This window comes from Pseudomonas paralactis (assembly GCF_001439735.1).
Classification (GTDB): Bacteria; Pseudomonadota; Gammaproteobacteria; order Pseudomonadales; family Pseudomonadaceae; genus Aquipseudomonas; species Aquipseudomonas paralactis.
Genome location: NZ_JYLN01000004.1, coordinates 587,265 through 611,330, shown reverse-complemented (window position 1 = coordinate 611,330; position 24,066 = coordinate 587,265). Strand labels below are relative to the sequence as shown.

Below are 24,066 nucleotides of genomic sequence, written 5' to 3'. Positions count from 1 at the left end.
ATCCCTTTTTGCCGAATGATTCTATGCTGATATCAGGTATTCGCCTCAGGGTAGACGCAGTCATGAAATCAGGCCTCCCGAGAAAGCAAAAAGGTGCGGCGGCGATCGAGTTTGCCTTGGTCTTCGTGATCTTCTTTGCGGTGTTCTACGGCCTGCTCAGCTACAGCTTGCCGCTGCTGTTGATGCAGTCGTTCCACCAGGCAGCGGCAGAGGGCGTGCGCCGCAGTGTGTCACTGGACCCAGGTACCGCAGGCTATTCGGCCCTGGTTGTGCAGCGCGCCAAAGATGCAGCCCAGGCGCAGTTGAACTGGATCCCCGGTTCTTTAAAGTTTTTGCCCGGCTACATCACCGCCACCTACACCAATAACTTGCTGACGGTGAAAATCACTTATCCATCCGCCAACATCAAAGCGGTATTGCCGGCCCTGGTATTGCCTGGGGTCGGCACCGTTCCGAACCTGCCCACCAACCTGACCGCTACCTCGAGCCTTCAGTTTTGACGACCGGGGATAAATTGTTCGCACGCCTGCGCGGGCGCAGCAGCGCCCTGGCCCTCGACGCGCCGGCAATGCCTGCGCCGGGCCTGCAATTGCAACTGGACAACCTGGGCCAGGTGCTAAGCATTGCCGGTAGTTTGCGGCCTCTGCTCGACCAACGTGTGGCCAATACGCCCAACACACCGTTGCACACGTTGCTGTGCCCGAGCAGCGTGCTGAGTGTGGAAGGGGCGCCGCACCAATGGCAGCGACAGGGGCTGGACCTGGACTTCCAGGGCGCCGCCGACCAAATTCTGCACACCCGCGGCTGGCTTGAGCCCGAAGGTGACGGCTGGTCCCTGCGCCTGCTGGATATCACCGACCTGCTGGCCGACCGGGCACGGATGCAACAGCGCGAGCAGAACCATCAACTCGCCTGCCTGATGAGCGAACAACTGCGCGTGTGCAGCCTCAACCGCCTGCCTCAGGTATTCAACGAGCACCTGCGCAGCGTGGCCCAGCGCTGGCGCATACCTTGCGTGGCCATGGCGCTGCTCGACGAGGACGATCAGGGCTGGCGCATCTACAGCCAATACGCCGCCCACGATGCACCGGCCCTGTGGCAAACCGGGCAGCACCTGGGCACCAGCCTCGACAGTCTGAACGGCAACATGCCGCTGAACCTGGACATTGCCCTGGGCCGCAGCGAAAACCCGCGCCTGCACGGCATCTTCGGCAACGTCGGCGGTTTGCTGGTGCCGTACCGCGACAGCCACGGCGTGGCGGCCTGGCTGTTGTGTGGCGGCTACGACGGCCAGGTGGAACACACCCGCGAACGTGACTGGCTCACCCTGTGCGCGGCACTCGCCGCACCACTGTTGAGCCGCCTGCGTGAACAGCGCCACCACCAACAACTGGAACGGCTGGAAGCCTTGCAGGGCCTGCTCGGCACCGGCTGGTGGGAACTGTTGCCCGCCACCCAGGAGATACAGTTGGCGCCACAATTGCTGCGCAACCTGAGCCAGGAGGACGGCCCCACCCGTCAGGCCCTCGACACCTGGCTTGAATTGATCCACCCCGCCGACCGCCAAGCCCTCAGCAGCCGCCTGCAAGACCTGCAAGCCTTGGGTAAGCCGTTGCTGGCCAGCGTACGCCTGCAACGCACGCAGGCCGAGCAGGCGCCGCTCTGGTATCGCATACAGGGGCAAGTGCTGGGCGTTGGCAGTGAACGGCGCTGGATCGGCTTCATGCTCGACATCAGCGACATCAAGAACCAGCAACTGCAAGCCGCCGCCGCCCACGCCCGCCTGGACAACCTGATCGCCAGCTCGCCGGCGGTGATCTATGTACAGCGTTACGTCAACGGCGCGCTGCATCCGGCGTTCTTCAGTGCCAGCCTGTTACCGCTGCTGGGCTGGACCTTGGCCGAGTGCAACCACGACACCCTGGCGACGCTGATTCACCCCGACGACCGCGAACTCTACTTTGAGCGCACCCGCCAATTGCTGCGCGAAGGCACCGTGCGCAGCCGCTACCGGCTGCGCGACAAACAAGGCCATTACCACTGGCTGCTCGATGAAGCCAAACTGTTGCGCGACGACCTCGGCCTGCCGGTGGAAGCCGTGGGCCTGTGGCTGGACGTGACCGAAGCGACCCTGGCGGCCGAGCAAGTGCGCCAGAGTGAAGAGCGCTACCGCATCCTGGTGGAAGACTCGCCGGCAATGATCTGCCGCTACCGCCCCGACCTGATCCTGACCTTCGGCAACACGCCGCTGGCCAACTACCTGGAATGCCTGCCCGCCCAATTGCCGGGCGTCGACCTTGGCCAATGGCTGTCGGATGAACAACGCGCCTCATTTGTGCAACGCATTGCACGACTGACCCCAGAATTCCCGGTCAGCACCGCCGAAATCAGCCTGCAACTGCCCGGCCGCGAACATGCCTGGTGGGTGTGGTCGGACCGTGGCGTGTTTGATCAGCAGGGTACCTTGATAGAAGTACAGGCCGTGGGCCGCGACAACACCGAAGTGCGCCGCTCCCAGCAACAACTGACCCAAAGCGCCAAAATGGCCACCCTCGGCGAAATGGCCACCGGCCTGGCGCACGAGATCAACCAGCCGCTGAACGTGATGCACATGGCCGTCGTCAACGTGCTCAAGCGCCTGAGCAATGGCGATGTGCAAATCGACTACCTCACCGAAAAACTCCAGCGCATCGACGCCCAGGTGCAACGCGCAGCCCGGGTGGTTGACCACATGCGCGTGTTCGGCCGCCGCTCGGAAATCGAGCAGCAACCCTTCGACCCGGCGCAAGCCCTGGAAGGCACCCTGGCATTGCTCAGCGAAGGCTTGCGTGGCAAAGGTGTAGACGTGCGCATCGCACCGGCGGACTTCGCCGTGCAGGTCAAAGGCTATGCCGATCAGTTGGAACAGGTGCTGATCAACCTGATGGTCAACGCCCGCGACGCATTGCTCAGCCAACGAGAAAAAGACCCTGCCCTGCGCCCCTGGATTGCCCTGCACAGCGAGCATGACCGCCACCATGTACGCATCTGGGTCGAAGACAACGCAGGCGGCATCGACCCGCGCTTATTGGAACGGATTTTCGAGCCATTCTTTACCACCAAACCAATCGGCGTAGGCACCGGACTGGGATTGTCGGTGAGCTATGGCATCGTAGAAAACATGGGCGGACGCCTGAGCGTCACCAATGGCGAGGCCGGGGCGAAGTTTTGCGTTGAGTTGCCCATCGTGCAGGCCTAACCCCCCGTAACCACGATGCGAAGCGAGCCGCTCTTGCTTTTGCTCTTGCTCTGCTGTTGCTCTGCTTTTGATCTTGATCTCAGGCGCCCCGTCAAACCACGCTGGCCGGAATTCGACAGGGATTTGGGGGGTAAACCGGCAGGGATGCCGGTTTAGCCGCCCCGCGCCATGGATGGCGCGTGGCGGCGGCCCCCCAAATCCATGGCGGATTACGGGCACACCGAGCCTAGGCGAGGTGCCGAGTGGTGGGGCAAGAGCGTTTTGCTTACTTTTGCGCTTTTCAAAAGTGACCCGCTGTAAAAGCGGAACCAATAGCAGCCGTAACCCAAACAACGGATATGTACTCGATCAAAGTCCAACATCCTGGTCGACTCTCAGGCCGCCATCGAGAGCAAGTCGAATCGTCGCACCGCCCCTCCCACAGTTGGCTCGCAGGCCGTCAGTTAAATTATGGGGCTCAAGCTAAATCACAAGATAAGCCCGGCCCATATGGCAGGTGAGGTTGGCGCCAACTTCGGCGTTGCCCAGGTTGATACCCAGGGCGCTGAACAAGGTATTGACGATAGGGTCAAGGATCGGCGACAGCACATTCTGGATCAGCCCCACCACCGCAGAGGTGATTGTCGCAAGAAGCCCGGCGACGCCAGCCAGCGCACCATTGGACACACTGCCGCTGGGCGGTACGTAAGTCACCTGCAAGCCGCTCAAGGTAGCCGTCAGACTCCCGACGATATTGGCAGTACCAGGTGCACTCTTGTAGGTCGGCGGCGCATTCATTTCTGCCACCGGCGCAAACAGCATATTGCTGGTCTGCGCACCAATTGTGGAGTTGGCCTTCAACAGCAAACCGCCCCCTACATTGGGTGTACGGGTGGGGCTGCACAACAGCGTCAGGACAACACAGTAACGCTCGCCAAAATCGATCAATCTGACCGGCTGCACATTGACCGCCGCGGATGAAGAAAATGCAGTGACTGGATCCACCGTACCCACCGCCAGCGTGGCAAGGGAAGTGGTTGTCTTCACCGTCAACGACTTGGAGGCCGGCGAAGTACAATTGAAATCAATGACATTGCTTTGCGCGCTGCCGGCTTCGATGTATATGGACAGCGTCTGCGTGACATCAACGTCCACGACATTACACGCCAGCAGGCATAACACGCCCCCCACCACCGCAGGCAAATTAAGATTCAGCAAGCCTTTGACCACTTGGGACACCGGCGTGCCCAGCCCCGTCAAGATCGACGCCACGCCAGAGACGGCCTTGATGATCGGCGCTTGCACCGTCACCAACGTGCGCACTTGCGCAGTGCGCACAAATATCTGATCGGTCGGCGGGGTATTCAACAAGCCCTTCTTCGCCAATGCCGGATTGCCAATCGCCGACAACTGCGGCGGCTCAATGACTTTGGTCTGGATCGACACATTACCCACCAGAGGAAGAGCAATCTGCGCCGCCGCGCTCACCGCACTCTTGCTACTGGACAACTGCGCCACCGCTTCCAGCAACTGAAACAACTGCACATTGCTGTTCAGCGCTGCTGTCGGCGTGCCGGTGGCGATGTCGATCAAGTCCCCTACCGTCAACAGCTTGGCATTGGGCGCAATCGCTTGAATCGCAATCACATCATTGATCACCGACGTGACCGCTGCGCCGTTTTTCTGCAAGACCTTGACCGCGGCATCGATCAACTGGGTCGCGGAGACAGCTGTATTGAGCAAGGCATCGTAGTCCCCCGCCTTCACGTCCAAGTTGATCGCCAACTGGTCCAGGTAACTGAGCAGGTTGACGTTGGTTTGCAGCAAGCCGTTCCATCCCGCAGCGGTGAGCGCCAGGTTGCCACCGAGCAGGTTGCCGATGACCAGATTAAGCAGTGGGGACTTGCTCGAATCCACACTGGCCAGGCTGCTGCGGATCGACAGCTGCGCTACCGGAGGCGGCGTCGCGGCGACAGCAGTGGCGCTCAGGTTGATTTGCGGGGCGATCGGCGCGCCGCTGAAGAGGTTCCACAGACCATTGGCGATGCTGGTCATCACCGTGCGCGAAGCCACCACGCGGATCGCATCGCTCTTGGTAGCATCGGCGGTAAATACGCGGGTGTTCAGGGCGTTGGTGGCCAGGGTGCCGCAGGTCACGGCCAGCGTGCGGCCATTGCCGACCACAAAACCATTGCGCGCCGCGTTTTGCGTGGCATAGGCGTTGGCCGTGGTATTAGCGCCGCACTGCCCACCGAGGCCGGCCGCTTCCAACGCCGAGGTATCGGCGACGGATTGCAGCTTGCGCTTCTCCAAATACAAGCGCCCGCTGTCGACCGCCAGCAACGTAAACACCAGGGCCAACGCCAAGGTGCCCGCCGCCATCAAGCCAATTGCCCCACGCTGCCTGGAACCGAATCGGGGAGACATCGAAGCACTCCTGCGCTAACTCACCGGGGTTGCACTGGAGTGTAGACAAGGCTTCGACAGGTTGCTGGCAACTCGCCACATTGGCGACTGGCGGAGGTGCCCTAATCCTGTAGGAGCGAGCTTGCTCGCGAAAAACTCACAGGCGCCGCGTTGATTCAGGAAGCACGCGTTATCGTTGACGTTTTTCGCGAGCAAGCTCGCTCCTACAGAAGATAATCAGCGCGGCGGGTAGTTGGAGAGAATCTTGGTCACGGTGCTGCGGATGGCCTTGTTGCGGTCCTCCGGGTTAGGCGTGCTGGCCATCATTTGTTCGTCGCTGCCGCGCCACACCAGTTTGCCGTCCTTGCCGTCGAGCAGGTCGATCTGGATGGTCGCCACTTTGTAGGTGATGTTGCGCGTTTCGTTGTACATCGGCGCGCCCCAATAACCATTCCACGGGCCGCCCCAGGCGCCGCCATAGTTGGTGGTGACCTGTTGCTGGCGGTCTTCGACAATCAAATAGGCCTGCACATTCAGGTCTGCCCTGGTACCCGCCGCTGCCGGACGCAGGCCGCGTTGGTCGAGCTGCTCGCCCACGGCCTGGCGGATGCGCTGCTCGGTGAGGTCGCTCTTGATCCGCGGGTCATCGGGGCGGTACTGCAACGCCGGGTCTTTCCAGGCCCAATTGCGGTAGGCGCCAAAGTCGCGGCCGGCGTCGAAATCGTGGTTGACCTGGTTGCTCTGGCAACCGCCCAGCAACACAACAACAGCAAGTGCAGCGATGCGACCGAACATGATGTTCTCCAAAAAACGACTTGAGCCTGAAATGAGAATAGCGGCTAACTGGGCGGATAGGCAGCCATTGCCTTTTGCATCGCCTTGCGCAAGCTGTCGGCCCGCTCACTCAGACTGCCCTGGCTGGTGGTTTCTGCGCTGGTGCTCCACACCGGCTGGCGAGTGCGGGCGTCGAACAGGCTGATGCGCGCCACCGCCACCGTCACTTCATAGGTGCGCACCACCGGCACGGTGTTGTACATCCCATAACCGTTGCCATAGCGGTTGTAGCCACCGTATCCATACCCGTAATCATCCTGGACCTGACGCAAGCGCTTTTCCAGGCGCACATCGGCGCTTACCAGCAAGTCGGGCACGCGCTTGTCATGCAAGGGGCGCAGGCCGCGCTGGTCGAGGGCGCCGCTGACCGCCTCGGCAATCTGCGCCGAATCGGCCCAGGCCGTACCCGCCGGCAACTGGCCATTGAGCCAACCCCAACTGCGATAGGCGCCATAGTCGCGTACCGGTGCCGGATAGGCGCTGGCATCGAAGGTCGTGGCCGCCTGCGCCGGAGCCGGTGGCATCGGCGCTGAAGCGGCGACGTAAGGGTTGGGGCTGGAGCACGCCCCCAGCCCCAGAGATAACAGGATTAAACCGAGACGACGCATTTCGACCTCCGCAAACTGGGCCGCTTAAACCGGGCGGCAAATCCAGTGCAAATAACGCCCAAGCCCGGCAAAGCTTGGGTGACGACGGTGAGCGAGCTCCATCTCCAACAATTCCTGCAAATCGGCGCGGGCCTGGAACTCCACCGGCATGTAGTCGTGGAACACCCGCACCCCACTTTGGCTTTCGACCTGCCATAACCCTTCGAGTTGCGCCGCCAACTCCCGAGGGTCGAGCGGTTGCTGCGGCGTGAGGCTCTGCTTTTCACCGGCCATGTCGTTCTTGCGCATTTTGCGAAAGTGGCCTTTGAGCAGGTTGCGGTAAATCAACGCATCGCGGTTGTAGAACGCCAGGGACAACCAGCCGCCGGGCGCCGTCAACTGATGCAGGACCGGCAGGATGGCATGGGGTTCGGCCAGCCACTCCAACACCGCGTGGCACAGCACCAGATCGTAAGGCTCGGTGAGCTGGCCGAGCAAGTCTTGCCATGGTGCATGGATAAACGTCGCCGTTTGGCCGGCATCGGCAAAACGTTGGCGCGCACCGTCGAGCATGGGCTCAGCAGGCTCGGCCAGGGTCACCTGGTGCCCGCGCTCGGCCAGCCACAGCGACATATGCCCCAGGCCCGCGCCGATATCCAGCACGCGCAATGGGCGATCGGGCAGTGCTTCAAGCAAGTCGGCCTGAAGTACAGCCAGACGAATCGCGCCCTTGGCACCGCCGTAGATTTTCTCGGCAAAGCGCGTGGCCAACTGGTCGAAATGACGATCACTCATGGGCAAACCGCCGCTCGCTGTCGGCCAGCTTGGCACGTACCACTTCGTTCATGTCCAGGCCCAGTTCACTGCACAGCAACAGCAAGTACAACACGATATCCCCGACTTCCTGGCCCGCATGGGCAAGTTGATCGGCGGGAAGCTGGCGGGATTGGTCCTCAGTCAGCCACTGGAAGATTTCCACCAGCTCGGCCATTTCGACACTGGCAGCCATGGCCAGGTTTTTCGGGCTGTGGAACTGCTTCCAATCGTTGGTATCGCGGATGCGGTGCAGGCGTTCGGTGAGGTGTTCGAGGTTCATGCGGGGGCTCCTGAATGGGCATAGCTTCAGGGGGATGGGGGATGAACGCAAGCACCTGTAGGAGCGAGCTTGCTCGCGAAGAACCCCAAGACACCGCGTGCTTTCTGGCTGCACGCGTTATCGTTGACGTTTTTCGCGAGCAAGCTCGCTCCTACACCTACAGTGGGGCTAGTCGACAACGCTGAATTCGAGCCTGGCGGTTTGACCGGCTTCATCCAATACGCTGAGCTGATAGCGGCCCAGCCGTTCAAAATTGGCATTGATGCTGTCCTGATTGGCGCTGTCGCCCAACGGCGCACCATTGAGGAACCACCAACGCCGGCCACTGCCGCCCAGGGCGGATATTTTCAGGCGCAAGGCTTGCTGACTGGCAGCGGGCAGACGCAACTGATCGCCCTCGCGCACGCCCACAATGGATAACGGCGAAGCCGCGGCCAGCGCCGGTGGCGGGCAATCCGGATCAGGCGCAGGGATGCGCGCTTCACGGCGTTCAATCCTTGGCAACCAGGGCTCCAGCGGCGCCGGCCACAGGGCAATATTGTTCGGCACCGCGCCAGGGCAACGGGCATCGACCCGCAAGCCCTTGGCATTGACCCAGATACTTTCCATCAAGCCCACACTCAAGGGTTGATCCAATGCCTGCAAAGTCGGTGGCGTGGTGTTGTCCAGGGTCCAGGCAAAACGCTGGCGACGGCAATTGGGGTCGCTTCGGCTCATGGGCTGGCCCAGCGGCCAACAGATGGCCGCCACACCAATATTTGCCGGCACCGGTTTGACCGGAGCACTGATGCCGCGCTGGCTGTCGCGGTTGGTCAACACGTCATGCACTTGCAGCATCAACGGCGCCGCCGACGCCAGGCCAAATTGGCCCGGCACCGGGGTGCCATCTGGCCGGCCAATCCAGACGCCGATCAAATAACGCGGGCCCACGCCAATCGCCCAGGCATCACGAAAGCCATAGCTGGTGCCGGTTTTCCATGCCAGCACCGGGCGTTGCACCAGCTCGGCACGCGGGTCGCGGTCGGGCCGTGCCTGGCCGCTGAGGATGCGCCGCACAATCCACGCCGCCCCCGGCGACAGCAAAGGCCGCTCCCTGAGTGCATCCTTCGGCTGTAGTCGCAAGGTGGCGCTTTTGCCGTCGCGGGCCAGGGCGCTATAGCCGCTCACCAGGTCTTCCAGGCGACTGCCCGCGCCGCCGAGGATCAGCGCCAGGTTCGGTTCGGCCAGCGCCGGCAGCGCCAAGGGCATGCCACCAATACGCATCTGCGCGGCAAAACGCTTGGGCCCGTAGGCTTCCAACAGTTGCACCGCCGGCAGGTTCAACGAACTGGACAACGCCGTGCTCGCCGGCACCGCCCCGGTAAAGCCCATGGAAAAGTTGCCCGGCCGATAATCGCCGTAACGCCGGGGCACGTCCTGCAACAGGGACTCGGAGTGAATCAGGCCGTCGTCCAACGCCATGCCATACAGGAAAGGCTTCAGGGTCGAACCGGGCGAGCGCAGCGCGTTGATCATGTCCACATGGCCAAAGCGTTTGGTGTCGTTGATATCCACCGAGCCCAGGTAGGCGCGCACCGCCATGCTTTCTTCTTCTACCACCAGAATCGCCGCCGAGGTGTGTTCCGGCAGGCGTGCGCGCCAACCCAGCAGCAGGTCTTCGAGACGGCGTTGCAGGGTGGCGTCCAGGGTGGTGCGAATCAGCGGCGGGCTGTCGGGGCGGTTCAGACGCCGCGCCAGCAACGGCGCCAGGCTCGGCTCCAGGCGTGGGGCAAGCAGCAGTGGTTCTTCCAGGGCTTCATCGACAGCAGGCTGCGGCCACACCTGGAACTCGGCGAGGCGGCGCAACACTTTGTCGCGGGCCTGCTGGGCGCGTTGCGGATGACGGTCCGGGCGCAAGCGACTGGGTGCCTGAGGCAATACCGCGAGCAAGGCCGCTTCGGCGTGGGTCAGTTGTGACGGCGACTTGCCCAGATACGCCCAACTCGCCGCCGCCACGCCCTGCAGCGTGCCGCCGAAGGGCGCACGGTTGAGGTACAGGTTGAGGATTTCGTCCTTGGACAGGTGCCACTCCAACTGCGCGGTGCGCCACAGTTGACGCAATTTGCCATGCAGGGTGCGTGAATGCGGGTCGAGCAAGCGCGCCACCTGCATCGACAAGGTGCTGCCGCCGGACACCACCCGTGCACCCGTCAGGTTTTGCCAGGTTGCGCGCACCAGTGCCAGGGGGTTTACACCGGGGTGCTGATAGAACCAGCGGTCTTCGTAAGTGAGCAGCGCGTCGAGATAATACGGCGACACTTCACGCGTCTGCACCGGATAGCGCCATACGCCGTTGGCATCGGCAAATCGCCACAGCGGCGTGCCATCTTCGGCCAGCACCACCCGGGCCAGGTCGTCCTGAGGCAGGGGCAAGGGCCAGATACGGTCGGCCAGCCATAGCAGGGCAATCACCAACAACAGGCTCGCCAGGGTCCAGCGGGCAACAAAACGCAAATTCAACCGGGCAAACCTCTATGCTTGTAGGGAACTAGCCTGTCGCAATAACGACCAAAGGCACAGTTACGCCCACCTTCTTATCAGGACACGCACATGCAGGTAGAAAGCTTTTTCGAATGGTTGGGCCAGGCGCTCGGCTCCGTCATCCGCTTTATCGTCGATGGCCTGAGCGGGTTGTTCGGGGCCTTGACCCACGCCGGCGGCAACTTTATCGATGGCTTGTCGCGCACCTTGGGCATGGATACCTCGATCATCAGCATCATCACCCTGATCGTCGGGTTGCTCTTCCTGTACTCGGCGGTACGCGCCTTTATGCGGGCGTCGATCATTATCGGGATCATCTGGCTGATGTTGGGGCTTTGGCTACTCAGTTGGGTCGTGCACTGACGGTGCAACCACTCAATTCCCCTGTAGGAGCGAGCTTGCTCGCGAAGAACTCAAAGGCGCCGCGTTGATTCAGGAAACACGCGTTCTCGTTGACGTTTTTCGCGAGCAAGCTCGCTCCTGCAAAGATTCAACCATCCCGTTTCAGCGGCCCTTGATCACCATATCCACCGGCGTCTCGCCCACCGCCTGCCAGTTCGGTCGATACATCGACTCCACTTGCGGAGGCGGCACCCGATAGGTGCCCGGCGTCACCGCCCGTGCCAGGTACAGCAAGTGCGTGGTGCCGTAGCCGTCCAGGTTCATGGCCGCCACATAGCGATCATCCCTGAACTCCTGATGCTTGAGCGATGCGTTCTGCATCGACTCGCGCCACTCCTTGACCTGGCTGCTGGCGTTCTCCAGGCTCGCTGCGCTTTGTGCCAGGTTCTGGTTTTCCAGTTCCAGGCCGGCGGGCAGCAAGTCCACCACCAGGGCATCCGGCACCCGTTGCTTGGCACTGACGGCCAGGTGCACCAGCACCAGGTCGCCGCTGTTGAGGCTGCGCAGATTCAACGGCTGGCCATTCATGCCCAGGTATTCGCGGCGAATACTCAGGTTCTCGCCACCCGGGGCAGGCGGCACGTGTGGGTAACCCGAGATGGTCAGTTGCTGGTAGACCGGCACATCGCTTTGATTGGTCAGGCTCAAATTGCCGGAGAGCAACTTGCCTTCCAGGTTAAGCGTCGAGTGTTGGTTGTTCAGCTCATGCTCGCCGTCGCTGCCGTCCAACAGCACCTTCCACGCCGATGCGGGCTGGGCGAAACCCAGCCGCCCGGCCAGGAACAGTGAGTTGCGCTCCTGGGTCGACAGATAGGGGCTGGCCGCCAACTGGTCCGACAAGGTAAACAGGCGCTCTTCACGCGTGCCCTTGGCCAGATCACTTTCCTCCAGCAACGCCAGAATCATCGCCTGATCGCGCAACGGGCTGCCGTAGTCGGCCAGCCACTCCTTGGCACTGCGCTGCGCCGCCAAACCGGCGAGCAAGGCTTGATCGGCACGCGGCTGGTCGCCCATTTTTTGCAGGGCGATGGCCAACTGCACCAACGGCAACCCGGAGCGCGCATCGCTGCGCCGTTCAAACAGGCTGCGCAAGGCACCCAACGGCGCCTGTTGACTGCGGGCCAGCACCATACCGGCGTAGGCCTGTACGGCGAAACGCGTGTGCTCGGCGTTGTCGCTGTAGTCGACTTCAATCAGGTTGCGTTCCTGCACATACCGCAGCAGCCGCTCGCTGGCCTTCTTCAAGGCTTCAGGTGGTACGGCAAAACCCTGGTCGCGGGCACGCAGCAGGAAGTCGGTGACATACGCAGTCAGCCAATACTCTTCCTCGCCGTCAGCGCCCCACAGGCCAAAGCTGCCGTTGTAGCGCTGCATCCCCAGCAGGCGTTCGATGCCCAACTCGATCTTGCGTTTGCGCTCGGCATCCGGCTCGCCCTCAATGCTAAGGCGCTTGAGCAGCGCATCGTCGGCATACAGCGACGGATACAAGCCGCTGGCGGTTTGTTCCAGGCAGCCATAGGGGTAGGCCTTGAGCGCACTGATCTGCGCGCCAAGGTTCAACGGCGGCCGGCTCGACAGGCTCAACAGCGCCTCACGCCCCGAGGCATCGAACTGATCCAGCGCACCCGCCGGCAAGCTCCACGGCTGATCCTTGATCACGGCACGGTAATGCTTGAGCAAAGCCGGATACGCGGGGCGCACGCCCAGGGTCCATTCACGGCTGAACGGCGGCAGGTTTTCCCCCGGCAGGTCCAGGCCATTGACCGTAACCTTGACCTTGCCCTGACCGAAACCGCCCCAGGCTTTTACCGGAATGCGCAGGGTGGTGCGCTGGCCTTGCTTGAGTTCAAGCGATTGCGCGTCGCTGTTGACCAGTTCCAACGGCCCTTGCGTCGCTAATTGCACATCGAGTTTCTGCGCCTTGCCCGACAGGTTGGAGAGGTCCAAAGCCAGAGTGGTCTGGTCGCCTCCGGCCAGGAAGCGCGGCGCCGACAGCTCGGCAATCAGCGGTGCAGCGATAACGGTCTTGCCCTCGGCCATGCCGTAGCGATCATCGCTCCAGGCCTGGGCCATCAGGCGCAGTTCGCCATTGAAGTCGGGGATATTGACGCTGACTTCGCCCTCGCCTTTGTCGTTCAAGGCCACCGGCGCGCTTTGCAGAGCCACGATGGTCACGCTGGTGTCCGGGCGTTTGCCGCCTTTGGCCAATGCCGCGTCACCACCAAATGCCAGACTGGCCAGGCGCCCCTGGCCCGCCTCGATCAACTGGCCGTAGATGTCGAACTGGTCGACGCCATAGGCTTTGCGGCCGAACAGGCTGGAGTACGGATCGGGCGTTGGGTATTCGGTAATATTGAGGATGCCCACGTCCACCGCCGCCAACAGCACATGCACCTGCTTGGGCACGCTGCCATCGGCGTTCTTCGCGGCGATCTTTACCGTGAGTGGTTGCTTGGGGCGCATTTTTTCCGGCGCGGTGAGGGTCAGGCCGAGTTTGCGCTGGGTGCGATCCAGCGGCAGGTGCAACAGGCCCACGGCGCGCTTGGGGGTGATATTGGCTTTGCGCTCGCCGGGGCGAATCACCAGGGCGCTCACATACAGATCATGGCGCGACCATTTCGGGTCGAGCTTCACCGCAAAGCTTTTGCCTTCGGCCGGCACGTCGATTTCCTGCCACCACAGCGGGCCTTCGGCAGACTCCACCAACAGGTAGCCTTTACCGGCAGCGGGCGGCGTAACGGTGACGTTGGCGGTGTCGCCATCGCCATAGGCCGGTTTATCCAGCGCCAGCTTGACCTGGTCGGGCCGCACGGCGCCGCCTTCGGTGTTGTCCTGGGCCTGGTAACCGGCCCAGAAGCGCACGCTGCTGATCAGCCCGGTCTGCGGGTCTTCAACCTCGACACGGTACGGGCCCCACTCCACCTGGAAGCTGACCTTGGCGGTGTCGCCGGCCTTGATGTTCAGGGTCTGCTCATCGAGGTTGAGGAATTTCTCGTTGAAGTGATAGCTCCAGCCATCGTTCTCCGAGTAGTTCCAGTAGTAGTCACGGCGCTCGCGCACCAGGCGCACCTTCAGGTCCTGCGCGGCAAGCTTCTGCCCGTCCTGGTTGGCCACCAGCACTTCGAACTCCACCGGGCCATCGCCGTTGGTTTCCTTGCCATCAAACAGCCCGCGCAACCCCGGCAATTGCTCGGCCGGCCAGATCGGCTGCACCAGGCGTCGGGTGATGGGCCGCCCGCCGGACTCTTGCAGGCTGGCTTGCACAATCAGTTGCAGTGGGGATTTGGCCTCGGCCCACTTGCTTTCCAGGGTCAACGCTTGCTCGCCGTTGGCGTCGAGTACGCTTTCGTCCAGTTCAAAATCCTGGCTCAGCTCTTCTTCGGTAACGGAACCGAACTGGTAACCCGGCAAGGATTTGACCGCTTCACGCAGCGGGCGCACATAGACCTGGCCACTGACCCGATTGCCGGATGCCGGTGCGCCGTACAGATAGCGCCCGTTGACCTGAATAACCGGGTTGTCCGCCGGGCTCAGCGCGGTGTCACTGCCCTTGAGTTCCAGCGCCAGGCGTTCGGGCAGGAAATCTTCAACAAGAAACTCATACAGCTGCGGCTTGCCGTCCCCCAGGTCAAACACCAATTGCCAGCGCCCGGTCGGTGCTTCGCCGGCCAGTTGCAAGGCATATTGGTACAGGCCGGAGGCATCCGCGTCCCACACGAATTTGCGGCTCACCTGTTCATCCGGACGGCGCACCTCGACGCTCACCGGCTGCGGCTTGACCGCGTTGCCATCCTTGTCGCGCAATAATGCATTGAGCAACACGGTTTCGCCGGGGCGGTACAGATCACGCGGGCCGAATACAAAAAACTGCAGCGGGTGGGACGGCTGCCCGCCGATATCGAACTCGGCCAAATCCAGCGCGGCGCTGTCCAGGCGCAGCAGGCTGGTTTGTTCGCCAAGCTTTGCCAGCAACACCTGGGCTTTTTTCGGCAGAGGCAGCTCGGCGTGACCGCCGTCTTCAGTCTTGCCCTGACCGAGTACGCGGCCTTCGGCATCAAGGATTTCCAGTTCGACGCCGTTCAGTGCCTTGCCGCCTTCCAACGCCTGGGTAAACACGTCCAGGCGATTGGCATAGCGGTGCACCGACAGGCCGATATCACTCAAGGTGAACAGCGTAGCCGGTTGCGAATAGTTGTAGGTGCCCGAAGCACGCATCACCGCCAGGTACACCCCCGGCTGCTGCAATTGCTTGAGACCGGCAATCGGCAGCAGCAGGGTTTCGCGAGTGTTGCGCGCCGGGTTCAGGTCGAAACGCCCGCCATAGACCAGTTCGGCCATCGGCAGTAGTTCACGGGACTCATAGCTTTGCAGGCTGGTATTGCGCCCCCACTGCGCCAGGAACGACGGCAGGGATTCGGGTTTGATACGGAAGAACTCGACGTCGATTTTGTCGACGTTCAGCGCGATTACCGGCAAGCCCTCGGCCAGACGTGTCGGCAGCAACGTGCCGCGGCTGGCAAAGCCGACGGTAGCTTGCAGATCACGGGTTTCCAGGCGGGCGGTGTATTCGGCGGCGAGCTTGTTGTCGTTGACCGCCTTTACCCCGGCATCCACCGTCAGCACCAGCTTGCGCTGCGGCTCCAGGTGACGCAGGCGCAACTCCATCAGGTTATCGGACAGCTCCCAGGCGCCATCGACCTTGCCGGACTTGCTGTCCACCAAGTGCAGTTTATCGGCGAACTTCTGGTCCGGATCCAGGGGAATGGAAAAGCTCACCGACAGGGTGCTGGCCCCGTCCAACTGCACCTCGGACACGTCCACCACGCTTAACTCACGCCCGGCATAGCGCTGTTTGAGCGCTGCCACATCCACCGCGGCTTTCACCGGCTTCGGCGCTACCGCCACAGTGGGCGCAGGCGGTGCTGCGGGTTTATCAGAAGAATCGCAAGCGCTCAGCAGGGCCAGCGCGCAGGCCAGGAACAGTCCTTTGTTAAGCATGGGGCACTCGTAGTCAGAGGGAACCGAGGGGTGAACTATATATCAGTGCCGACCAAGCCGCTGCGGCGCTGGTCACATTGACCGACGGAGGGGCGGTTGGTTCTAGGTGGGCATGAAGCCAAGCCAAATCCCACAGCCACTGGAGATCAAACTGTGGGAGCTGGCTTGCCTGCGATAGCGGTCTTTCAGCCGATATCTTCACTGGCTGACCCACTGCTATCGCAGGCAAGCCAGCTCCCACATTGGTTCTGCAGTGTGGCGGGCTGACGGTTACAATGCCGCTCCACCAAGGAGCCTTCATGACCGCCCTGCTCGCCGACTGGCGCCACCGCCCTACCCATCGCCGCGTCTGGGCCCTGGCCGCGCCGATGATCCTGTCGAATATCTCGGTGCCCTTGGTGGCCCTGGTGGACAGCATGGTCATCGGCCACCTGCCCCACGCCCACCAACTGGGCGCCGTGGCAGTCGGCGCCAGCCTGTATACCTTCCTGGCGTGGGCCATGGGTTTCCTGCGCATGGGCTCCACCGGGTTCGCCGCCCAGGCCGCCGGGCGCAACGATGGTGCGGCGCTGCGGCAGATCCTGTTGCAAGGCTTGCTGTTGGCGCTGGGGTTGGCGATGTTGCTGGGCACGGTCGGTATTCCCCTGAGCCACCTGGCTTTGGAATGGATGCAGCCCTCCCCTGAATTGAACCAACTGACCCGCGAGTTTTTCCACACCCGCCTGTTCGGCCTGCCCGCCGCCCTCGCCAGCTATGCGCTGGTCGGCTGGTTCCTCGGCACGCAGAATGCACGAGCGCCATTGGCGATTTTGCTGACCACCAACCTGGTCAACATCGCGCTCAACCTATGGTTCGTCCTCGGGCTGGACTGGGGCGTGGTCGGCTCCGCCCGTGCCTCGGTGATCGCGGAATGGACCGGCGCCCTGCTCGGCCTGGCGCTCACGCAAAAAGCCCTGCGCGCCTATCCGGGGCATATCGCCTGGGCCGCCTTGAAACTGTGGCAAAGCTGGCGCCCATTGCTGGCGGTGAACCGCGACATCTTTATTCGCAGCCTCGCCTTGCAGTCGGTATTTTTCATGATCACGGTGCAAGGTGCTCGTCTGGGCGATGCCACCGTGGCGGCCAATGCGCTGCTGCTTAACGGCCTGTTACTGACGGCTCATGCCTTGGATGGCTTGGCTCATGCGGTCGAAGCGCTATGCGGCCACGCCATTGGTGCCCATGACCGCCAGGCGTTGCGCCGCTCGCTGGTGGTGGCCTGTGGTTGGTCGTTAATCGCCAGCATTGGTTTCGCCCTGCTGTTCACCTTTGGCGGCCATCTGTTTATCGCCATGCAAACCGATATCCCCAGCGTGCGCGAAACCGCCGATATCTACCTGCCCTACCTGGCGGTATTGCCGTTGATTGCGGTGTGGAGTTATTTGCTTGATGGGCTGTTTATCGGTGCAACGCGGGCGCGGGAAATGCGCAATGGGATGTTGTTGACGGTGCTGCTGGTGCTGCCGGTTGCCTGGGCGTTGCAGGGGTTGGGTAACCACGGGCTGTGGATAACCTTCCTGCTGTTTATGGCGGTGCGCAGCCTGACTTTGTGGGCGATAGCCTGGCGCTTGAATCGGCAAGGGCTGTGGCTGGAAGCAAACTGAAGGAATACAGAACCAAATGTGGGAGGGAGCAAGCCCCCTCCCACCTATATTACGAGGACAGGTACGAAGAACGCGTCAGGCCCAGGCGCAACGCGTCCAGAAACTGAGTGCGCTCCGAAGCCGAGATCTTCGCACTGGCACACTTGTCGCGGTAATGCGTCATCAACTCCTCCGGCGACAAGTGCACATAACGCAGCATGTCTTCGATGGTGTCGTGGGTTTCGATACCGGCGCTGTACACCGAACCGTCTTCACGCTGGTAGATGTTCACTGAGTCGGTATCACCGAACAGGTTGTGCATGTCACCCAGGATTTCCTGATACGCGCCGACCAGGAAGATACCCAACAGGTAGTCTTCGCCTTCGTTCAAACCGTGAACCGGCAGGCTGGTCTCGATGCTCTGCTCGTCAACGTACTGCTTGATCTTGCCGTCGGAGTCGCAGGTCAGGTCTTGCAGCACGGCGCGGCGCAGCGGCTCTTCGTCGAGGCGGTGCAGCGGCAGGATCGGCAGGACCTGGCCGATGGCCCAGGTGTCCGGCAGGCTCTGGAACACCGAGAAGTTGCAGATGTACTTGTCGGCCAGCTTGTCGTTGAGTTCGTCCAGCACCTGGCGGTGCGAGCGCTGGCGGGCTTTCAACGAGTTGTGCAGGCGGCGGCACACGGCGAAGTAGCACTGTTCGGCGAGGGCTTTTTCGGCCAGGGTCAGTTTGCCGTCGGCGTACTGGGTGGCCACGTCGCTCATGTAGTGGGTGGCGCGCCAGTAGGTTTCGGTGACCATTTCGATGTCGGTCGGGCCGAGCAGGTCCACCAGCCATTGCACGGTTTCCGGCAGGCTTTCCTTGTTTTCGATGGTCGGGATTTCGTCGTTGTGCTTCTCGACGTCCGTCACCTGCACCACCAGCATGGCGTGGTGAGCGGTCAGGGAACGACCGCTTTCAGAGAAGATGTTCGGGTGCGGCAGGCTCTGCGCATCGCAGAATTCCTTGAGCATCCCCACGACCACACCGGCGTAGTCGTCCATGTCGTAGTTGATCGAGCTGGCGTTACGCGAGTGGGTACCGTCGTAGTCCACGCCCAGGCCGCCGCCGACGTCGATATGGTCCACCGGCAGGCCGAGGTTGCGCAGTTCGCCGTAATAACGAATGGCTTCCTTGAACCCGTGCTGGTAGTCGGCCAGGTTGGCGATTTGCGAACCCATGTGGAAGTGCAGCAGGCGGATACCCTGGTCCAGGCCGGCCGCGCGGAAGCGCTCGACCACCGACAGCAACTGCGCCGCCGACAAACCGAACTTGGACTTCTCGCCACCAGTGTCAGCCCACTTGCTCGAAGCCAGGGACGACAGGCGCACACGCAGGCCGACCTGAGGCTTGACCTTGAGGCTGGCGGCCTCTTCGATCACCAGCCCGACCTCGGATTCTTTCTCGATGACGATGAAAACGTTGTGACCGAGTTTCTGGCCCATCAACGCCAGGCGGATGAACTCGCGGTCCTTGTAGCCGTTGCAGACGATGGTGCCGCCCTTCGGCGCCAGGGCCAACACGGCCAGGAGCTCAGGCTTGGAGCCCGCTTCCAGGCCGATGGAAACGTTCTGGGTGGCGATGATGTTCTCGATCACCGCTTCCTGCTGGTTCACCTTGATCGGGTACAACGCGGTGTACTTGCTCTGGTATTCCAGGCGTTCGATATTCGCATCGAAGGCGCCGGTGAGCTGGCGTACGCGGTCTTGCAGAATGTCGGGGAAACGTACCAGCAGCGGCAACGACAGGCCGCTTTTACGCAGTTGATCAACCTGCTCGTACAAATCGACCGGCGTGCTGTTCGGACCGTTGGGGCGGACTTCTACGCGACCGGCTTCATTGATCGCGAAATAACCGGCCCCCCAATGGCGGATCCCGTAAACACTGCGGCTGTCCGCAACTGTCCATTGGCTGCCATCGTCTTTGCGTGTGCGTCGTACGGACATCGAAGTCCCCTATAAATGAAGGCGAAGGCGCCACCTCAAACGGAGGCTGGCGCAGTCTAAAGAATGAAAATGACGATTTGCCTGTAAGAAGGTCAGACCCCACTCGCAGGACAGAGTTTAGCCACAGGTTGGGAAGAGGCTTTCAGCCGCCGGACTTCTTGGCCTTGTAACCGAGCTTGATCAGCTCGGCCAACAGCAGTTCGACGTGATCGCCCTGAATCTCGATGACCCCGTCTTTCAATGCACCACCGGTGCCGCAGCGCTTTTTCAGCGTGGTGGCCAGCTCCTTGAGGGCGTCTTCGGCCAGAGGCACGCCGGTGATGGTAGTCACCGTCTTGCCGCCACGGCCTTTGCTCTCGCGGCGTACGCGGGCAATGCCATCGCCTTCGGGAATCAGGGTCTGTTTGCAGGTACACGAATCCACGGGCTGACGACAGTCCGGGCAGTGTCGACCTGCATCGGTGGAAAATACCAGGCCACCAAGGGCGGCGAAGGATGCGGCTTTTTTGGCCACCGGCAATCCTCTTGGGAGGATGAAGACTGATCGGCGCCGCAAAGGGCGGTGACCGACCGCGAAGCCCCACTCAGGCAGGGGCAGCGCTACCGAACCGTCAAGGTCATTACCACCGTAGGAGCGAGCTTGCTCGCGAAGGTCGTCAACGATAACGCGGGCATTCAGGCAGCACGCGGTGTATTGGCGCTTTTCGCGAGCAAGCTCGCTCCTACAGGGTGAAACAATAGCGGTTCGGGTGAAAAGGCGCGCAGTGTAACGGCAAAAAGCCAAGTTGCTAAGAGCCAAATGGCGCCAATTTATACAACTTTAGCGACGTGAGGCGAGATAGCGCCGCAGCCCCTCTTGAGCATCCGGGCAATAGGGCTTTTGCTCAGCCTCGGCAAGCACCGTTTCAATGGGCAGAAAGCGTGCCTCCATGACCTCTTCAGGCTGCAGCCGCAGGGGGCCGTCCCATATAGCAGAGTAGGATTTGCACCAAAGCCGACTGTCGCCATCCTCAAAATAGAAGTGGTCATGCTCGGTCAATGGCACACCGCTCACACCCAGCTCTTCTTCCAGCTCACGGGCTGCCGACACCCCATAGGACTCACCCGCCGCCACCATGCCCCCAGCCGCCGTATCCCAAAACCCCGGATACAGCGCCTTGCTCAAGGTGCGCCGGTGCACACACAGCTCGCCCCTGCAGTTGAACAGGAAAATAAAGGTGCAACGGCCAATCAGGCCGCGCTGGCGCAGGTCGGACCTGACCAGGTGACCGAGCAGGTTGTCCTGCTCGTCGACCCAGCAGATCAGTTCAGCATCGGAGGCCACGCGGTGTGCGGCCTCCTTTTGAGTAGCGTCCATCATCAACCCTGGTTGAGGAGCTGACGCAAGTCGATCACTGCAGCGTTTGCCCGGGAAATATAGTTGGCCATCACCAGCGAATGGTTCGCCAGTACACCGAAGCCACTGCCGTTAAGAATCATAGGACTCCATACCGGTTCCTGCGAGGCCTCCAGTTCACGAATGATCTGGCGCACGCTGACGGTGGCGTTTTTCTTGGCCAGCACATCGGCAAAGTCGACTTCAATCGCGCGCAGTAGATGGGACAGCGCCCATGCCTGGCCGCGGGCTTCGTAGAACACGTTGTCGATCTGCATCCATGGGGTTTCCACCACTTCTTCATCGACCTGCGGCACTTCGCCCGGCGCCAGCGCCTCGGTTTTCAGCGCAGTGTTCAACTTGACGCGACCCACGCTGGCCGACAGGCGCTGGGACAGCGAGCCCAAACGGGTCGCCACATCGCCCAGCCAGTTGTTCAGGTTGTCGGCACGCGCATAAAACAGTGCGCCGCGCTGGTTCGGGTCAGACAGGCGCGCTTCGTAGCGGCTCAGGGAGTTGATGCCTTCCTGGTATTCCGATTCGCTCGAAGGCAGCACCCAGCTCTTGTTATCGAAGTTGAAGCGCGGCTCGGCCTTGGCCAAATCCGCATCTTCAGCCGACTGCGACTGGGAGCGGGCGAAGTCTTTGCGCAAGGCGCGGGTCAGGTCACGCACCTGCACCAGCACGCCGTATTCCCAGCTCGGCATGTTGTCCATCCACAAGCCCGGCGGGAAACGATCGTTGGAGATGTAGCCGCCCGGCTTGTTCAGCAAGGTGCCGACCACGGTCTTGAGGGTTTCGACGGTGGTGTAACCCACAACCATCTGCTTGCCTTCCTTTTCGGCGGCAAGCTGGGCGTTCTGCTGGACCGGAAACAGCGCCGGCTCCTGGCTCCAGTACCAACCCAGGCCACCGGTGACCAGCAGGTACAGGCCGATAATGCTGAGCAAAGCCCGGCTCATCAGCAAGTTGCGAAAATAGCTGCGGTTGGCCGACTTGGGCTCAGGGGCGGGGCCTTTGGCACTGCCTTCACGGTTTTTCCAGTCCAGCATGGCGATATCCTTTCAATCACTTGAGTTCATGCACGTCAATTGTCCGGGTGCGTTCAGACACTCCGACCACAACCCTACCCCATCGTGCCCATCGGTGCGGGGCTTTTACGCGAAAGTGGCGCATACGCGCGGTTGGACTATAAAGGATGCACGCTTTTTAAGCTGCGCGACCCGCTGGTCAATAACTGAATATCCGGCGCGCAGACTTAATTGACGTATGACACTCATGCGACAGAAAAGAGGTGCTAGCATAGAGCCATCAGTCGACCTCAGCATGCACCCTCACAGTAGTCAGGATATGACCGAGTCAGAAGACCCCAGCCGCGAGCGTCTCAAGCAGCATTTTGCCCAGCGGGTAATTCATCAGGCACGTCAAATTCTTGAGATCTGGCAGCGCCTGCAACGCGGCGAATGGTCGAACGCCGACTTTTCCGAACTCAGCGAAGCCAACCTGCGCCTGCAGCGCTTTGCCGAGCGTTTTGAACAGCCCGAGCACGGCCAACTGGCCCAGCATATTGGGCAAACCCTCCAGGCGGTGGACGAAAACCGTGGTCGCCTGAGCAGCCAGCTGATCACCGAACTCAACCGCCTGATGCAGCGCCTGTCGCGCACAGGGCTGCGTCAGGGTGACCAGCTTGAGCAAACCCTGCTGCCGCCGATGCGCAAGCCGATCTACGTGATGCTGGCTGACCACGACCGCGCCGAGCGCCTGGCCAAGCAGCTGGAATTCTTTGGCCTGAGCGCCCAGTCCCTGGACAGCATCGCAGCTTTTAACACCGCCATGGCCGAGCGCCTGCCGTCAGCGATTGTGATGGACGTGGACTTTTGCGGCCCCGGCCTGGGCCTCACCCTCGCGGCGCAAGCCCAGGAGGGCCTGGAGCAAAAGTTGCCGCTGTTGTTTTTCAGCCTGCACGAAACCGACACGCCGACGCGCCTGGCCGCGGTGCGTGCCGGAGGTGAAGAGTTTCTGACCGGCACCCTGGAAGCCTCCAGCCTGCTGGAAAAGATCGAAGTGCTGACCTGTGTTGCCCAATACGAACCGTACAAAGTACTGATCATTGACGACTCGCGAGCCCAGGCGCTGCACACCGAGCGCCTGCTCAACAGCGCGGGGATTATCACGCGCACCTTGATCGAACCCATCCAGGCGATGGCCGAACTGGCAGACTTCCAGCCGGACTTGATCATCCTCGACATGTATATGCCTGCCTGTACCGGCACCGAACTGGCCAAGGTGATTCGCCACAACGACCGCTACGTCAGCGTGCCGATTATTTACCTGTCGGCCGAAGACGACCTGGACAAACAGCTGGACGCGATGAGCGAAGGCGGCGATGACTTCCTGACCAAACCGATCAAGCCGCGCCACCTGATCACCACTGTGCGCAACCGCGCAGCGCGTGCGCGCAACTTGAAGGCGCGGATGGTGCGCGACAGCCTGACCGGGCTGTACAACCATACGCATATCCTGCAATTGCTCGAAGACTGCAGCTTTCGCGCTCGCCGCGAGAACAAGCCCTTGAGCTTTGCGATGCTGGATATCGACCACTTCAAGCGCGTCAATGACAGCCACGGCCACCCCATGGGCGACCGGGTGATCAAAAGCCTGGCGCTGTTTCTCAAGCAGCGCCTGCGCAAGACCGACTACATCGGCCGCTATGGCGGTGAAGAGTTCGCCATCGTGATGCCCGATACCGATGTGGAATCGGCCTGCCAGGTGCTGGACGACATTCGGCGGCGCTTTGCCGAAATCCACTACCCCGCCCAACCGCAGGATTTGTGGTGCACCTTCAGCGCCGGCCTGGTGGAGCTGTGCGACGGCTGCGACAGCCTGACGATGGCCGCCCAGGCTGACGAAGCGCTGTACCGCGCCAAGGACGCCGGGCGCAACCGCGTACAAGCCGCGCGCACATCAAAGCAAAGTGCCATCTTTTCACCGGAATCCACCGAATCGGTCATAACTCTGTAACGCA

General features: G+C 61.8%; 16 protein-coding genes. 5 read left to right on the top strand and 11 right to left on the bottom strand.

What is annotated here, in order from left to right; all coding sequences use genetic code 11:
* The first annotated feature begins 62 nt into the window (after window positions 1-62).
* Together TX23_RS14150 and TX23_RS14145 are read left to right on the top strand one after the other, a co-directional pair.
* Entirely contained in the window at window positions 63-500 is a 438-nt protein-coding gene (locus tag TX23_RS14150) for a TadE family protein (RefSeq protein ID WP_057702669.1), read from the top strand.
* Complete coding sequence (locus TX23_RS14145) at window positions 497-3,238, top strand: PAS domain-containing sensor histidine kinase (protein ID WP_057702668.1); 2,742 nt, start codon at window positions 497-499, stop codon at window positions 3,236-3,238. Before TX23_RS14150 ends, TX23_RS14145 begins: the two co-directional genes overlap by 4 nt.
* Window positions 3,239-3,700: 462 nt before the next feature.
* On the opposite strand, the gene TX23_RS14140 is transcribed toward TX23_RS14145, so the two are convergent.
* From TX23_RS14140 to pbpC, 6 genes are all read right to left on the bottom strand, one after another.
* Window positions 3,701-5,644: a pilus assembly protein TadG-related protein gene (locus TX23_RS14140; RefSeq protein ID WP_057702667.1), complete on the bottom strand. Its 1,944-nt coding sequence runs from the start codon at window positions 5,642-5,644 to the stop codon at window positions 3,701-3,703.
* 216 nt (window positions 5,645-5,860) lie between these two features.
* Window positions 5,861-6,418 (bottom strand): DUF4136 domain-containing protein, encoded by a 558-nt coding sequence (locus TX23_RS14135; RefSeq protein ID WP_057702666.1) that lies wholly within the window; start codon window positions 6,416-6,418, stop codon window positions 5,861-5,863.
* A gap of 44 nt (window positions 6,419-6,462) precedes the next feature.
* Window positions 6,463-7,065 carry a DUF4136 domain-containing protein gene (locus TX23_RS14130; RefSeq protein ID WP_057702665.1) on the bottom strand — a complete coding sequence of 201 codons (603 nt, stop codon included), beginning with the start codon at window positions 7,063-7,065 and terminating at the stop codon, window positions 6,463-6,465.
* 24 nt (window positions 7,066-7,089) lie between these two features.
* Window positions 7,090-7,839, bottom strand: a complete 750-nt coding sequence (locus TX23_RS14125; RefSeq protein ID WP_057702664.1) for a methyltransferase domain-containing protein — start codon at window positions 7,837-7,839, stop codon at window positions 7,090-7,092.
* Window positions 7,832-8,140: a MazG-like family protein gene (locus TX23_RS14120; RefSeq protein ID WP_057702663.1), complete on the bottom strand. Its 309-nt coding sequence runs from the start codon at window positions 8,138-8,140 to the stop codon at window positions 7,832-7,834. Before TX23_RS14120 ends, TX23_RS14125 begins: the two co-directional genes overlap by 8 nt.
* A gap of 168 nt (window positions 8,141-8,308) precedes the next feature.
* On the bottom strand, window positions 8,309-10,639 hold the full coding sequence (gene pbpC / locus TX23_RS14115; protein ID WP_057702662.1) for a peptidoglycan glycosyltransferase PbpC: 2,331 nt from the start codon (window positions 10,637-10,639) through the stop codon (window positions 8,309-8,311).
* A gap of 90 nt (window positions 10,640-10,729) precedes the next feature.
* Between pbpC and TX23_RS14110 the strand changes: the two genes are divergently transcribed.
* Complete coding sequence (locus TX23_RS14110; protein WP_057702661.1) at window positions 10,730-11,023, top strand: hypothetical protein; 294 nt, start codon at window positions 10,730-10,732, stop codon at window positions 11,021-11,023.
* 141 nt (window positions 11,024-11,164) lie between these two features.
* Here TX23_RS14110 and TX23_RS14105 read toward each other — a convergent pair whose 3' ends face one another.
* Window positions 11,165-16,060, bottom strand: a complete 4,896-nt coding sequence (locus TX23_RS14105; RefSeq protein ID WP_057702660.1) for an alpha-2-macroglobulin family protein — start codon at window positions 16,058-16,060, stop codon at window positions 11,165-11,167.
* Window positions 16,061-16,359: 299 nt separating this feature from the next.
* Between TX23_RS14105 and TX23_RS14100 the strand changes: the two genes are divergently transcribed.
* On the top strand, window positions 16,360-17,703 hold the full coding sequence (locus TX23_RS14100) for an MATE family efflux transporter (RefSeq protein ID WP_057702659.1): 1,344 nt from the start codon (window positions 16,360-16,362) through the stop codon (window positions 17,701-17,703).
* Window positions 17,704-17,752: 49 nt separating this feature from the next.
* Here TX23_RS14100 and speA read toward each other — a convergent pair whose 3' ends face one another.
* The 4 genes from speA to TX23_RS14080 form a co-directional block, all read right to left on the bottom strand.
* A complete protein-coding gene (gene speA, locus TX23_RS14095; RefSeq protein WP_057702658.1) occupies window positions 17,753-19,666 on the bottom strand; it encodes an arginine decarboxylase in 1,914 nt (637 codons plus the stop codon).
* A gap of 142 nt (window positions 19,667-19,808) precedes the next feature.
* Window positions 19,809-20,180: a translation initiation factor Sui1 gene (locus TX23_RS14090; RefSeq protein ID WP_005784408.1), complete on the bottom strand. Its 372-nt coding sequence runs from the start codon at window positions 20,178-20,180 to the stop codon at window positions 19,809-19,811.
* A gap of 306 nt (window positions 20,181-20,486) precedes the next feature.
* Window positions 20,487-21,023 carry an NUDIX hydrolase gene (locus TX23_RS14085; RefSeq protein WP_057702657.1) on the bottom strand — a complete coding sequence of 179 codons (537 nt, stop codon included), beginning with the start codon at window positions 21,021-21,023 and terminating at the stop codon, window positions 20,487-20,489.
* A gap of 2 nt (window positions 21,024-21,025) precedes the next feature.
* Window positions 21,026-22,093 carry a DUF2333 family protein gene (locus TX23_RS14080; RefSeq protein WP_003188197.1) on the bottom strand — a complete coding sequence of 356 codons (1,068 nt, stop codon included), beginning with the start codon at window positions 22,091-22,093 and terminating at the stop codon, window positions 21,026-21,028.
* Window positions 22,094-22,391: 298 nt separating this feature from the next.
* Between TX23_RS14080 and TX23_RS14075 the strand changes: the two genes are divergently transcribed.
* On the top strand, window positions 22,392-24,062 hold the full coding sequence (locus TX23_RS14075) for a response regulator (RefSeq protein ID WP_057702656.1): 1,671 nt from the start codon (window positions 22,392-22,394) through the stop codon (window positions 24,060-24,062).
* Window positions 24,063-24,066: the final 4 nt, after the last annotated feature.